This is a genomic window from Pseudomonas sp. GL-RE-26 (genome assembly GCF_019956275.1).
GTDB lineage: Bacteria > Pseudomonadota > Gammaproteobacteria > Pseudomonadales > Pseudomonadaceae > Aquipseudomonas > Aquipseudomonas grandcourensis.
Genome location: NZ_JAHBDI010000044.1, coordinates 47,854 through 61,896, shown reverse-complemented (window position 1 = coordinate 61,896; position 14,043 = coordinate 47,854). Strand labels below are relative to the sequence as shown.

General features: G+C 57.6%; 14 protein-coding genes. 13 read left to right on the top strand and 1 reads right to left on the bottom strand.

Features of this window, described 5'->3' with window-relative positions; genetic code table 11:
• Positions 1-26 precede the first annotated feature (26 nt).
• On the bottom strand, positions 27-809 hold the full coding sequence (map, locus tag KGB07_RS22455; protein ID WP_057716174.1) for a type I methionyl aminopeptidase: 783 nt from the start codon (positions 807-809) through the stop codon (positions 27-29).
• Between the two features lie 371 nt (positions 810-1,180).
• Between map and rpsB the strand changes: the two genes are divergently transcribed.
• From rpsB to lpxA, 13 genes are all read left to right on the top strand, one after another.
• Positions 1,181-1,918, top strand: coding sequence for a 30S ribosomal protein S2 (gene rpsB / locus KGB07_RS22450; protein WP_008052780.1), 738 nt, complete (start codon positions 1,181-1,183; stop codon positions 1,916-1,918).
• 189 nt (positions 1,919-2,107) lie between these two features.
• Entirely contained in the window at positions 2,108-2,971 is an 864-nt protein-coding gene (gene tsf, locus KGB07_RS22445; protein WP_046041122.1) for a translation elongation factor Ts, read from the top strand.
• 209 nt (positions 2,972-3,180) lie between these two features.
• Positions 3,181-3,924, top strand: coding sequence for a UMP kinase (gene pyrH, locus KGB07_RS22440; RefSeq protein WP_003222124.1), 744 nt, complete (start codon positions 3,181-3,183; stop codon positions 3,922-3,924).
• Positions 3,921-4,478 (top strand): ribosome recycling factor, encoded by a 558-nt coding sequence (gene frr / locus KGB07_RS22435; protein WP_008000041.1) that lies wholly within the window; start codon positions 3,921-3,923, stop codon positions 4,476-4,478. The genes pyrH and frr overlap by 4 nt, the downstream gene beginning before the upstream one ends.
• 13 nt (positions 4,479-4,491) lie before the next feature.
• Complete coding sequence (uppS, locus tag KGB07_RS22430) at positions 4,492-5,247, top strand: polyprenyl diphosphate synthase (protein ID WP_046041127.1); 756 nt, start codon at positions 4,492-4,494, stop codon at positions 5,245-5,247.
• Positions 5,247-6,053 carry a phosphatidate cytidylyltransferase gene (locus KGB07_RS22425; protein WP_223466572.1) on the top strand — a complete coding sequence of 269 codons (807 nt, stop codon included), beginning with the start codon at positions 5,247-5,249 and terminating at the stop codon, positions 6,051-6,053. The genes uppS and KGB07_RS22425 overlap by 1 nt, the downstream gene beginning before the upstream one ends.
• On the top strand, positions 6,050-7,240 hold the full coding sequence (gene ispC, locus KGB07_RS22420; protein ID WP_046041130.1) for a 1-deoxy-D-xylulose-5-phosphate reductoisomerase: 1,191 nt from the start codon (positions 6,050-6,052) through the stop codon (positions 7,238-7,240). The genes KGB07_RS22425 and ispC overlap by 4 nt, the downstream gene beginning before the upstream one ends.
• Positions 7,241-7,293: 53 nt before the next feature.
• Positions 7,294-8,646, top strand: a complete 1,353-nt coding sequence (rseP, locus tag KGB07_RS22415) for a sigma E protease regulator RseP (RefSeq protein WP_046041133.1) — start codon at positions 7,294-7,296, stop codon at positions 8,644-8,646.
• Positions 8,647-8,720: 74 nt separating this feature from the next.
• Entirely contained in the window at positions 8,721-11,111 is a 2,391-nt protein-coding gene (bamA, locus tag KGB07_RS22410; protein WP_046041135.1) for an outer membrane protein assembly factor BamA, read from the top strand.
• A gap of 45 nt (positions 11,112-11,156) precedes the next feature.
• The gene (locus tag KGB07_RS22405) at positions 11,157-11,660 is read left to right on the top strand and encodes an OmpH family outer membrane protein (RefSeq protein ID WP_046041136.1); all 504 of its coding nucleotides are present in this window, start codon (positions 11,157-11,159) and stop codon (positions 11,658-11,660) included.
• 3 nt (positions 11,661-11,663) lie between these two features.
• Entirely contained in the window at positions 11,664-12,719 is a 1,056-nt protein-coding gene (gene lpxD, locus KGB07_RS22400; protein ID WP_046041137.1) for a UDP-3-O-(3-hydroxymyristoyl)glucosamine N-acyltransferase, read from the top strand.
• Positions 12,720-12,827: 108 nt separating this feature from the next.
• Positions 12,828-13,268: a 3-hydroxyacyl-ACP dehydratase FabZ gene (fabZ, locus tag KGB07_RS22395; protein WP_007978374.1), complete on the top strand. Its 441-nt coding sequence runs from the start codon at positions 12,828-12,830 to the stop codon at positions 13,266-13,268.
• Entirely contained in the window at positions 13,265-14,041 is a 777-nt protein-coding gene (gene lpxA, locus KGB07_RS22390) for an acyl-ACP--UDP-N-acetylglucosamine O-acyltransferase (RefSeq protein WP_046041139.1), read from the top strand. Before fabZ ends, lpxA begins: the two co-directional genes overlap by 4 nt.
• The last annotated feature ends 2 nt before the right edge of the window (positions 14,042-14,043 follow it).

Below are 14,043 nucleotides of genomic sequence, written 5' to 3'. Positions count from 1 at the left end.
TCTATAGGCGATGTACGGTAACGGGATCAGGCCGAAACGCGAGGGATGGTGTCATCGCTGCGCAGGGTGAAGATCTCGTAGCCGGTTTCGGTCACCAGCAGGGTGTGTTCCCACTGTGCCGAGAGCTTGCGGTCCTTGGTGATTGCGGTCCAGCCGTCGCCCAGTACCTTGGTGTCGGCACGGCCCTGGTTGATCATCGGCTCGATGGTGAAGGTCATGCCAGCCTTGAGTTCCATGCCGGTGCCCGCGCGGCCGTAGTGCAGGATCTGCGGTTCTTCGTGGAATACCTTGCCGATACCATGGCCGCAGAATTCGCGAACCACCGAGAAACCGTTCTTTTCCGCGTGCTTCTGGATTATTTCGCCGATGTCGCCCAAGCGGCAGCCGGGTTTGACGATCTCGATCGCCTTGTACATGCATTCCTGGGTCACCTGGGACAGGCGTTCGGCCCAGACCGGCACGTTGCCGACGTGGAACATGCGGCTGGTGTCGCCGTGGAAACCGTCCTTGATGACGGTGACGTCGATGTTCAGGGTGTCGCCATCCTTGAGCGGCTTGTCGTTCGGGATGCCGTGGCAGACCACATGGTTGATCGAGGTGCAGATCGACTTCGGATAGCCCTTGTAGTTGAGCGGGGCAGGGATGGCTTTCTGCTCATTGACGATGTAGTCATGGCAGATCTGGTTCAGTTGATCGGTGGTAACGCCTGGCTTGACGTATTCGGCAATCATTTCCAGCACATCGGCGGCCAGTTTGCCGGCGATACGCATTTTGGCAATATCCTCGGGGGTTTTGAGGGTGACGGTCATACAGGCTCTCTCTGCGCCAGGCGGCGCTTTCTAAACGGAAAGGGCGTTTCGCGATGGATTTTCGCAGCCCTGAAAAATGCGATTCTACCAGACGATCAGTGCAAATCTGCGCCTGTGTGCATCGCTTCTCTCTATAGAATGGTGCATTCTTGGCGGATTCCAAGGGATGGAGCAAAACGCTCGCCAGGATTTCAGAATCCGGGTTCCGTTTTGCCCTGCCTTGTGGTATAAAATGCGCCGCTTTCCGGGGATGTCCCGTAAAGCCTAAATCCACACACGTGTCGACACGATGACCTGGGTGCCTTCAGCTGATGCTGCTGGTTGGTCATTGGGATACGTGGAGGCCAAACCCGACTTATTAAGGAACTATCATGTCCCAAGTCAACATGCGCGATATGCTGAAGGCCGGTGTGCACTTCGGTCACCAGACCCGTTACTGGAACCCGAAAATGGGCAAGTACATTTTCGGCGCGCGTAACAAGATTCACATCATCAACCTTGAAAAAACCCTGCCAATGTTCAACGAAGCTCTGACTTTCGTAGAGCGTCTGGCCCAGGGCAAAAACAAGATTCTGTTCGTCGGCACCAAGCGTTCCGCTGGCAAGATCGTTGCTGAAGAAGCAGCACGTTGCGGTTCGCCGTACGTCGATCACCGCTGGTTGGGCGGTATGCTGACCAACTTCAAAACCATCCGTGCTTCCATCAAGCGTCTGCGTGACCTTGAAGTTCAAGCCGAAGACGGTACTTTCGCCAAGCTGACCAAGAAAGAAGCGCTGATGCGCACTCGTGACCTGGAAAAGCTGGATCGTTCCCTGGGTGGTATCAAGGACATGGGCGGTCTGCCAGACGCTCTGTTCGTTATCGACGTTGATCACGAGCGCATCGCGATCACCGAAGCCAACAAGCTGGGCATCCCTGTTATCGGCGTAGTCGATACCAACAGCAGCCCGGAAGGCGTTGACTACATCATCCCAGGCAACGATGACGCAATCCGCGCTATCCAGTTGTACATGGGTTCGATGGCTGACGCTGTTATCCGTGGTCGCAACAATGTTGCCGGCGGCACTGTAGAGTTCGCAGCTGAAGAAACTCAGGCTGCAGCTGAGTAATTGACGCCTTGGCGTTGACTCAGTAAGCAAAAAGGGGGCTTGGCCCCCTTTTTGCCACCTCGAAAACCATTTGTCGGCGCCCACTGCTCTATCTGTAACGTGCGGCAGCTAACAAGGGTGGTTCGGGAAGAATTGATCGCCCGTTCGATCGGGTGGAATGGTTGAAAACCTATCCAAGAGGATTTTGAAATGGCAGAGATTACTGCAGCGTTGGTCAAAGAACTGCGCGAGCGTACTGGCGAAGGCATGATGGATTGCAAAAAGGCCTTGACCAAGGCTGGCGGCGACATCGAGAAAGCCATTGATGACATGCGTGCTTCGGGCGCCATCAAGGCCGCCAAGAAAGCCGGCAACGTTGCCGCTGAAGGCGCTATCGCCATCAAGGCTGACGACAAGGTAGCCGTGCTGCTGGAAGTTAACTCGCAGACCGACTTCCTGGCCCTGCAAGACGACTTCAAGAACTTCGTTGCTGCCAGCGTAGAAAAAGCCTTCGACGAAAAACTGACCGACGCAGCTCCGCTGATCGCCGCTCAGGAAACGGCTCGTGAAGCTCTGGTTGCCAAAGTAGGCGAGAACGTCAACATTCGTCGTCTGGTACGTGTAGAGGGTGACGTTGTCGGCACCTACCTGCACGGTAACAAGATCGGTGTTGCTGTTGTTCTCAAGGGCGGCGATGTTCAGCTGGCCAAAGAGATCGCCATGCACGTGGCGGCAAGCAACCCTGAATTCCTGCTGCCATCGCAGGTTTCGCCAGAAGCCATCGAGCGCGAGAAGGGCGTTTTCCTGACCCTGAACGAAGACAAGATGAAAGGCAAGCCAGCTGAAATCGTCGAGAAGATGATCGCCGGCCGCATCAGCAAGTTCCTGGCTGAAGCCAGCCTGGTTGAGCAAGCTTTCGTCATGAATCCGGAAGTCACCGTAGGTGCCCTGGCCAAGAAAGCCGGCGCTGAAATCGTTTCCTTCACTTACTTCAAAGTAGGCGAAGGCATCGAGAAGCCAGTGGACAACTTCGCAGAAGAAGTTGCTGCCCAGCTGGCTGCCGCCAAGCAATAAGACGGTTTTTGACTGTCGCCCAGAAGAGGCTGCCCGCTCACGCGCGCAGCCTCTTTTCAGATGGGGTATCAATTTTTATTTGGTTTCCCTTTGGAACTGGCTTACAAAGCCATGTTCCGATGGCGCTGAAGCAGCGCCAAGCTAGAGTGAGCGCCAGCTGTAAACAGCTCGCAAAGAATTTTTAAAATACGCCGCAGGAGAGATTCGCAATGGCTCAGCAGGGCAGTGGTTATCAGGCTCGCTATAAACGCATTCTACTCAAGCTTAGCGGCGAGGCCCTGATGGGCTCGGAAGAGTTCGGGATCGATCCGAAAGTTCTGGATCGCATGGCATTGGAAGTTGGCCAGCTGGTCGGCATCGGTGTTCAGGTCGGTCTGGTTATCGGTGGTGGCAATCTGTTCCGTGGTGAAGCGCTGAGCAAGGCTGGCATGGACCGTGTCACCGGCGACCACATGGGCATGCTGGCCACTGTGATGAACGCCCTGGCCATGCGCGACGCCCTCGAGCGCGCCAACATCTCGGCCATCGTGATGTCCGCTATTTCCATGGTTGGCGTGACCGATCACTACGATCGTCGCAAGGCAATGCGCCACTTGAATTCCAAGGACGTGGTGATTTTCGCGGCCGGTACCGGCAACCCGTTCTTTACGACGGATTCGGCAGCCTGCCTGCGTGCAATCGAAATCGATGCCGATGTCGTGCTCAAGGCGACCAAGGTCGATGGCGTCTACACCGCTGACCCGTTCAAAGACCCGCATGCCGAGAAGTTCGATCATCTGACCTACGATGAAGTGCTGGATCGCAAGCTGGGTGTGATGGATCTGACGGCCATTTGCCTGTGCCGCGACCACAAGATGCCGCTACGCGTATTTAACATGAACAAGCCCGGCGCCCTGCTGAACATCGTACATGGCGGCGCTGAAGGAACCCTGATCGAGGAAGGCCAACAATGATCAACGAAATCAAGAAAGACGCTCAAGAGCGCATGCAGAAGTCCGTGGAGTCGCTGGCGCACAACTTCGGCCGCATTCGTACTGGCCAGGCGCACCCGAGCATTCTGGAAGGCGTGATGGTGCCGTACTACGGCTCCGACACCCCGATCAAGCAAGTGGCCAACATCACCGTCAAGGACGCCCGTACCCTGCAAGTCGTTGCTTTCGAGCGCAACATGCTGGGTGCCGTCGACAAGGCGATCGGTAGCGCAGGTCTGAACCTGAACCCGACCAACCTCGGCGAGCTGCTGTTGATCTCCATGCCTGCCCTGACCGAAGAAACCCGCAAGGGCTTCACCAAGCAGGCTCGTGACGTCGCTGAAGATGCCCGTGTTGCCGTGCGCAACATCCGTCGCGATGCCAACAGCCAGCTCAAGGATCTGGTCAAGGAAAAAGAGATCAGCGAAGACGAAGAGCGTCGTGCGACTGGCGAGATCGACGATCTGACCAAGAAGTTCGTGGCTAAAATCGACGCGGACCTGGCGCAGAAAGAAAAAGACCTGATGGCCGTATAAGGGTCGCGTTTTCATGGAAAAGACCAAGCAGTCTGCACCGTCCGCGGTGCCGCGCCATGTCGCGATCATCATGGATGGTAACAATCGCTGGGCGAAAAAACGCTTTATGCCGGGTGTCGCCGGGCATAAAGCGGGCGTGGATGCGGTACGTGCCGTCATTGAAGTTTGTGCCGAGGCCAAGGTCGAAGTGCTGACTCTGTTCGCCTTTTCCAGCGAGAACTGGCAGCGTCCGGCCGATGAGGTCAGCGCTTTGATGGATCTGTTCTTCAAGGCGCTGCGTCGTGAGGCCAAGCGCCTCAACGACAACAACATCAGCCTGCGGATCATTGGGGACCGCTCGCGCTTTCATCCCGAGCTGCAGGCAGCCATGCGTGAAGCCGAGGCCATGACGGCCGGCGCCAATCGTTTTGTGCTGCAGATCGCCGCCAATTACGGCGGGCAGTGGGACATCGCGCAAGCTGCGCAGCGACTGGCACGAGAGGTCCAGGCCGGACACCTGCGTCCGGAAGACATTACGCCTGATCTGCTGCAGACCTGCCTGGCCACGGGCGACCTGCCGCTGCCGGACCTGTGTATCCGCACCGGTGGCGAGCACCGCATCAGCAATTTCCTGCTCTGGCAGCTGGCCTATGCCGAGCTGTATTTCTCCGACCTGTTCTGGCCGGACTTCAAACACGATGCCATGCGCAATGCGCTGGCCGATTACGCTTCCCGCCAGCGCCGCTTCGGTAAAACGAGCGAGCAGGTCGAGGCTGGAGCCCGGGTTTAATGCTTAAACAACGAATCATCACCGCACTGATCCTGCTACCGATTGCCCTGTGCGGGTTTTTCCTGCTCGAAGGTTCCGGTTTTGCACTGTTCATCGGGCTGGTCGTGACCCTTGGTGCCTGGGAATGGGCGCGTCTGGCGGGTTTCGCCGGTCAAGCGTTCCGCGTTGGCTATGCCGCTGTGGTCGCTTTGGCGCTGCTCCTCATGTACATCCTGCCCGGCCTCGCACCTTGGGTATTGGGTGCTTCAGTGTTGTGGTGGGCTGTGGCGACGTATCTGGTGCTGACCTATCCGCGTTCGAGCGAGCATTGGTCCACTGCGGCGACCAAATTGGTGATCGGCCTGTTGATTCTCCTGCCGGCCTGGCAAGGTCTGGTGCAGATCAAGCAACACCCGTTGGGTAACTGGCTGATCATGGCGGTGATGGTGTTGGTCTGGGGTGCCGATATTGGTGCCTACTTCTCCGGTCGTGCTTTCGGCAAGCGCAAGCTCGCACCGCAGGTCAGTCCGGGCAAAAGCTGGGAAGGCGTGTACGGTGGTCTGGCGCTGAGCCTGGTGATTACCACAATCGTTGCTCTGGTACGCGACTGGACGGTGGCCGAATTGTTCAAAGGGTTGATCGGTGCCGCGCTGATCGTGTTCATTTCGGTGGTGGGTGATCTCACTGAAAGCATGTTCAAGCGTCAATCCGGGATCAAGGACAGCAGCAATCTGCTTCCCGGTCACGGCGGCGTGCTGGATCGAATCGACAGCCTGACGGCAGCGATCCCGGTGTTTGCGGTGCTGCTGTGGATGGCGGCCCCATGAGCCGCCCGCAACAGATTACCGTTCTGGGCGCGACCGGCTCGATTGGCCTGAGTACGCTCGACGTCATCGCTCGTCACCCTGATCGATATCAGGTCTTTGCCTTGACTGGCTTCACCCGCTTGAGTGAATTGCTGGCGCTCTGCGTGCGCCATGTGCCGCGATTTGCCGTAGTGCCTGAAGTCGCAGCTGCCCGCACCCTGCAGGATGATTTGCGCGCGGCGGGTCTTTCGACCCGTGTTCTGGTGGGTGAGGAAGGTTTGTGTCAGGTCGCTTCCGATCCGGAAGTCGATACAGTCATGGCGGCCATCGTCGGTGCAGCGGGATTGCGCCCGACACTGGCGGCAGTCGAGGCCGGCAAGAAGATTCTCCTGGCTAATAAAGAAGCGCTGGTCATGTCCGGTGCGCTGTTCATGCAGGCGGTGCGCAAGAGCGGTTCGGTATTGCTGCCGATCGATAGCGAGCACAACGCCATTTTCCAGTGCATGCCGCTGGATTATGCCCGTGGCCTTGAGGCAGTCGGCGTACGTCGGATTTTGCTGACGGCTTCCGGCGGTCCGTTCCGACAGACGCCAATGGCTGAGCTGGCGCATGTTTCTCCCGATCAGGCGTGTGCTCACCCGAACTGGTCCATGGGGCGAAAAATCTCCGTTGACTCGGCCAGCATGATGAACAAGGGGCTTGAGTTGATCGAGGCCTGCTGGCTGTTTGATGCCAGGCCATCCCAGGTCGAGGTGGTGATTCACCCGCAAAGTGTGATCCATTCGCTGGTCGACTACGTCGATGGTTCTGTTCTGGCGCAGCTGGGTAATCCGGATATGCGCACGCCCATCGCCAATGCCCTGGCCTGGCCTGAGCGGATCGATTCTGGTGTGGCGCCGCTGGATCTGTTTGCCATTGCGCGGCTGGACTTCCAGGCGCCCGATGAAGAGCGTTTCCCTTGCCTGCGTCTGGCCCGTCAGGCGGCCGAAGCGGGTAACAGCGCGCCGGCCATGCTCAATGCGGCGAACGAAGTGGCGGTGGCAGCATTTCTCGACGAACGGGTTCGTTACCCGGAAATCGCGAGTATCATCGAAGAAGTACTGAGTCTGGAGCCCGTAGTGGCAGTGGATGATCTCGATGCAGTGTTCACGGCAGACGCGAAGGCGCGATTGCTGGCCGGACAATGGTTGAGCCGCCACGGGCGGTAAATGCTGCGGATAGTTGGCCCAGGCAGCAGCGGATAGGAATGCGGAGAAAGTAGATGAGCGCGCTCTATATGATTGTCGGCACCCTGGTCGCACTGGGTGTGCTGGTTACCTTCCACGAGTTCGGCCATTTTTGGGTCGCGCGTCGCTGTGGGGTCAAAGTACTGCGCTTCTCCGTAGGCTTCGGCATGCCTTTGCTGCGCTGGCACGACAAGCAGGGCACCGAATTTGTCGTCGCCGCCATTCCGTTGGGCGGCTACGTCAAAATGCTCGACGAGCGCGAAGGTGAAGTACCGCTCGATCAGCTTGATCAAGCCTTCAATCGTAAATCCGTTCGTCAGCGCATTGCCATCGTAGCAGCGGGGCCGATTGCCAACTTCCTGCTGGCATTCGCGTTCTTCTGGGTATTGGCGATGCTCGGCAGCGAGCAGGTGCGTCCGGTCATCGGCGCTGTCGAGTCCGGCAGTATTGCGGCCAAGGCAGGTTTGAGCCCCGGCCAGGAAATCGTGGCCATTGATGGCGAGGCAACTTCCGGCTGGGCGGCGGTGAACCTGCAGCTTGTGCGTCGCCTGGGCGAAAGCGGTTCGTTGCAGATAATGGTGCGCGAACAAGGTTCCACGGCCGATTCTCCTCGTGAACTTGCGCTGGACAAATGGCTCAAAGGGGCTGACGAGCCTGACCCTATCCATTCGTTGGGGATTCGTCCGTGGCGTCCGGCATTGCCGCCTGTCCTGGCCGAACTCGATCCAAAGGGGCCGGCTCAGGCTGCCGGCCTGAAGACCGGAGACCGGTTGCTGGCGCTCGATGGTCGTACGCTGGATGACTGGCAGCAGGTTGTCGATACCGTCCGTATGCATCCTGCTACCAAAATCATGCTGCGGGTTGAGCGCGACGGTGCTCAAATCGACGTCCCTGTGACGCTTGCCGCTCGCGGCGAGAGCAAGTCACCCAGCGGTTATTTGGGGGCTGGGGTGAAGGCGATCGACTGGCCACCGGAGATGATCCGCGAGGTCAGTTACGGGCCATTGGCAGCAATTGGCGAGGGGGCTCGACGCACCTGGACCATGAGCGTGCTGACCCTCGATTCACTGAAGAAAATGTTGTTCGGCGAGCTCTCGGTAAAAAACTTGAGTGGACCGATAACCATTGCTAAAGTGGCGGGCGCTTCGGCCCAGTCGGGTGTTGCTGATTTCCTGAATTTCCTTGCTTATCTGAGTATTAGCTTGGGCGTTCTGAATTTGTTGCCCATTCCGGTACTGGATGGGGGGCATTTGTTGTTTTATCTGATCGAGTGGGCGCGTGGTCGTCCCTTGTCAGATCGGGTGCAAGGTTGGGGGATACAGATCGGCATCAGTTTGGTGGTCGGGGTGATGTTGCTTGCTCTGGTCAATGATCTGGGTCGACTGTAACGCTTCGCTGAATTGCGAATCTGCCGCATTTTGCGGCAGTTTGTTTATTGCCAGTTGGAATAAGAAAGGACTTCATGAAACGTCTGCTGCTAACTGCGGTTCTCACCGTATTGATGATCGCCGAAGTTCACGCCGAGTCCTTCACTATCTCTGATATTCGCGTCAATGGCCTCCAGCGGGTCTCCGCGGGTAGCGTCTTTGGTGCTTTGCCGTTGAACGTCGGTGAACAGGCGGATGATCGTCGCCTGGTGGAATCCACTCGTGCGTTGTTCAAAACCGGTTTCTTTCAAGATATCCAGCTGGGCCGCGATGGCAACGTCCTGGTCATCACGGTAGTCGAGCGCCCGTCGGTCGCCAGTATCGAGATCGAAGGCAACAAGGCGATCTCTACCGAAGACCTGATGAAAGGCCTCAAGCAATCCGGTCTGGCCGAAGGCGAGATTTTCCAGCGTGCCACCCTTGAAGGTGTGCGTAACGAGCTGCAACGCCAGTACGTCGCCCAGGGTCGCTACTCGGCTACCGTCGACACCGAAGTGGTGCCACAGCCGCGTAACCGCGTCGGCCTGAAGGTCAACATCAACGAAGGCACCGTTGCGGCTATCCAGCACATCAACGTGGTGGGCAACACGGTCTTCCCTGATGAAGACCTGATCGACCTGTTCGAACTCAAGACCACCAACTGGTTGTCGTTCTTCAAGAACGACGACAAGTACGCCCGTGAAAAACTGTCCGGTGACCTGGAGCGTCTGCGTTCCTATTACCTGGATCGTGGCTATATCAACATGGATATCGCTTCGACCCAGGTCTCCATTACGCCAGACAAGAAGCACGTGTACATCACCGTCAACGTCAACGAAGGCGAGAAGTACACCGTTCGTGACGTCAAGCTCAGCGGTGACCTGAAAGTCCCTGAAGACCAGGTCAAGTCCCTGCTGCTGGTGCAAAAAGGCCAGGTGTTCTCGCGCAAGCTGATGACCACCACCTCCGAACTGATCACCCGTCGCCTGGGTAACGAAGGTTATACCTTCGCCAACGTCAACGGCGTGCCTCAACCGCACGATGAAGATCACACCGTAGACATCCTGTTCGCGGTCGATCCGGGCAAGCGTGCCTATGTGAACCGCATCAACTTCCGTGGCAACACCAAGTCCGAAGACGAAGTGCTGCGTCGTGAAATGCGTCAGATGGAAGGCGGCTGGGCTTCGACCTACCTGATCGACCAATCCAAGACCCGTCTGGAGCGTCTGGGCTTCTTCAAGGAAGTCAACGTTGAGACCCCGGCCGTGCCAGGTGTCGATGACCAGGTGGACGTCAACTACAGCGTTGAAGAACAAGCCTCCGGTTCGATTACCGCCAGCGTCGGTTTTGCCCAGAGCGCCGGTCTGATCCTTGGTGGTTCGATCACTCAGAACAACTTCCTGGGTACCGGTAACAAGGTCAGCGTCGGCTTGACCAAAAGCCAATACCAGACGCGTTACAACTTTGGTTTTGTCGACCCCTACTGGACGGCTGATGGCGTGAGCCTGGGTTACAACGCGTTCTACCGCACCACCGACTACAACGACCTCGACGTCGATGTAGCGAGCTATGCCGTGGACAGTCTGGGTGCAGGCGTGAGCGTCGGCTACCCGATCAGCGAGACTTCGCGTCTGACCTTCGGCCTGACTGCGCAAGAGGACAAGATCAAGACCGGTCAATACACCGTCGACGAAATTTTCGACTTCGTTAACCGTGAAGGCGATCAGTACCTGAACTTCAAGGCTTCGGCCGGCTGGTCCGAATCCACCCTGAACAAAGGTGTATTGGCGACCCGTGGTCATTCTCAAAGCGTGACGGCGGAAGTCACCGTACCGGGTAGCGACCTGTCGTTCTTCAAGCTCGATTACCGTGGCCAGCTGTTCCAGCCACTGAGCGAAAACTACACCATGCGCCTGCACACCGAATTGGGTTATGGCGACGGTTACGGTTCGACCGATGGCTTGCCATTCTATGAAAACTACTATGCTGGTGGTTTCAACTCGGTTCGTGGCTTCAAGGACAGTACATTGGGGCCGCGTAGTACTCCGAGCCGCGGCGTACTCAGTACTGGCAACCCGGGTACTCTTGCTGACCCGGACCAGGATCCACTGCCGTTCGGTGGTAACGTCCTGATTCAAGGTGGTGCTGAGATTCTGTTCCCGCTGCCATTCGTCAAGGATCAGCGCTCGCTGCGGACTTCGGTATTCTGGGACGTGGGTAACGTGTTCGACTCCAAGTGCACTCAGTTTTCCAACACTGACCCAACTTCGAAGTCCAATACGCAGTGTAACGATGTCAGTCTGAGCAACCTGGCCAGTTCCGTCGGTGTAGGTGTGACATGGGTCACCGCGCTGGGTCCTCTGAGCTTTGCGTTGGCCATGCCAGTAAAAGAACCGGATAACGCTGAAACCCAGGTGTTCCAATTCTCTCTTGGGCAGACGTTCTAAGCGTCTGTCCCAAAATAACGACAATGGCTTTTGTAGGAGTGCATCGTGCGTAAGTTGACTCAATTGGTTCTCCTGGCGACCGTACTGGTAGCAGGTCCGGCGTTCGCCGACATGAAAATTGCTGTTCTGAACTATCAGATGGCTTTGCTGGAGTCCGACGCGGCCAAGAAATACGCCGTGGATGCCGAGAAGAAGTTCGGTCCTCAGCTGACCAAGCTCAAGGCGCTGGAAACCAGCGCCAAGGGCATTCAGGACCGCCTGATGGCCGGTGGCGACAAAATGCAGCAGGGCGAGCGCGAGCGTCTGGAGCTTGAATTCAAGCAAAAGGCCCGTGACTTCCAGTTCCAGTCCAAGGAACTGAACGAAGCCAAAGCCGTTGCCGACCGTGAAATGCTGAAGCAGCTCAAGCCGAAACTGGACAGCGCTGTGGAAGAAGTCATCAAGAAAGGTGCTTTTGACCTGGTCTTCGAGCGTGGCGCAGTGATTGATGTCAAGCCTCAGTACGACATCACTCGCCAGGTTATCGAGCGCATGAATCAGCTGAAGTAACCCATGACCGTGACCATTAAGCTCGGCCAGCTGGCCGAGTTCCTCGGCGCCACCCTACGTGGCGACCCCGAGAAAGCAATTACTGGGCTAGCCACCTTGCAGGAGGCTGGCCCAGCTCAGTTGAGCTTTCTTGCAAACCCCCAATACCGTAAGTACCTGGCAGGCAGTCAGGCTGCAGCCCTGTTGCTCAAAGCTGCTGACGCCGAAGGTCATTGCGGGGATGTGCTGGTGGTACCGGATCCGTACGCAGCCTACGCACGTGTTTCTCACCTGTTCGATCCCAAGCCCAAGGCCACAGTCGGGATTCATCCGACGGCGGTGATCGCGGCGGATGCGGTTGTCGACCCTGCGGCGAGTATCGGCGCTTTTGTGGTGATCGAAAGCGGAGCGCAGGTGGCAGCCGGTACGACTGTCGGCGCGCATTGCTTCATTGGTGCTCGCAGCGTGGTGGGTGAGGGTGGCTGGCTCGCGCCGCGGGTGACCTTGTATCACGACGTTCGCGTCGGCAAGCGGGTTGTCATTCAGTCGGGTGCAGTGCTCGGCGGCGAAGGCTTCGGCTTTGCCAATGAGAAGGGTATCTGGCAGAAAATCGCCCAGATCGGTGGTGTGCTGATCGGCGATGATGTTGAGATCGGCGTGAACACGGCTATAGATCGCGGTGCGTTGGCCGATACCGTCATCGGTAACGGCGTGAAGCTCGATAACCAGATTCAGATTGCCCACAACGTTCAAGTGGGGGATCACACCGCCATGGCGGCGTGCGTCGGGATCTCCGGCAGTACCAAAATCGGCAAGCATTGCATGCTCGCCGGTGGTGTAGGGCTGGTGGGACACATCGACATTTGTGACAACGTTTTCATTACCGGGATGACCATGGTGACCCACTCGATTACCGAGCCAGGCGCCTATTCTTCCGGTACAGCCATGCAGCCGGCTGCCGAGTGGCGCAAAAGCGCGGCACGTATTCGTCAGCTCGATGACATCGCGCGACGTCTGCGCCAGCTGGAAAAGCAAGTAGGGGAAGTGACCCCTGACGGTAATGCTTCATCAGATGGCTGATACCATTTCCATATCAAGTGTGCACAGCCGCTAGACTGCCTCCTTGATTTGCTAGAGGGGTGCGCGTCAGTCGCGCGCTCCCAATCTTTACATAGGCTTCCCCCCGAAATGATGGACATCAACGAGATTCGCGAATACCTGCCTCACCGTTACCCGTTCCTGCTGGTGGACCGGGTAGTGGAGCTGGATGTTGAAGGCAAGCGCATTCGTGCCTACAAGAATGTCAGCATCAACGAACCGTTCTTCAACGGTCACTTCCCTGCGCATCCAATCATGCCGGGCGTATTGATCATCGAGGCAATGGCTCAGGCTGCCGGGATCCTTGGTTTCAAAATGCTCGACGTGAAACCGGCCGACGGCACGCTCTATTACTTCGTCGGTTCCGACAAGCTGCGCTTCCGCCAGCCGGTATTGCCGGGCGATCAGTTGATCCTTGAAGCCAAGTTCATCAGCTGCAAGCGTCAGATCTGGAAATTCGAATGCCAGGCTTCGGTCGATGGCAAGCCTGTCTGCTCGGCTGAAATCATCTGTGCGGAACGCAAGCTATGAGTTTGATTGACCCTCGTGCAATCATCGATCCGACAGCCGTTCTGGCTGACGGCGTCGAGGTCGGCCCGTGGTCGATCGTCGGCGCAGGTGTGGAAATCGGCGAGGGGACAGTCATCGGGCCACACGTGATTCTCAAGGGCCCGACCCGAATAGGTAAGCACAATCGCATCTACCAGTTTTCCTCGGTGGGCGAAGACACACCCGACCTGAAGTACAAGGGCGAGGAAACCCGCCTGGTGATCGGTGATCACAACGTCATCCGTGAAGGCGTGACGATTCACCGTGGCACCATCCAGGACCGTTCGGAAACGACCCTGGGCGATCACAACCTAATCATGGCCTATGCCCACATTGGCCACGACAGCGTCATTGGCAACCACTGCATCCTGGTGAACAACACCGCACTGGCGGGCCATGTGCATGTGGAAGACTGGGCGATCCTCTCCGGTTTTACCCTGGTTCACCAGTATTGCCACATTGGCGCCCACAGCTTCTCAGGCATGGGTACGGCGATCGGCAAGGATGTTCCTGCGTATGTCACGGTGTTCGGTAACCCTGCCGAAGCCCGTAGCATGAACTTCGAGGGCATGCGCCGTCGGGGCTTTAGCGAAGATGCGATCCACGCGCTGCGTCGTGCCTACAAGGTGGTGTACCGCCAGGGCCTGACCGTGGAACAGGCGCTCGTCGAACTGGCCGAGCCTTCTGCGCAGTTCCCGGAAGTAGCGGTGTTCCGCGACTCCATCCAGTCTTCGACCCGCGGCATCACCCGCTAATC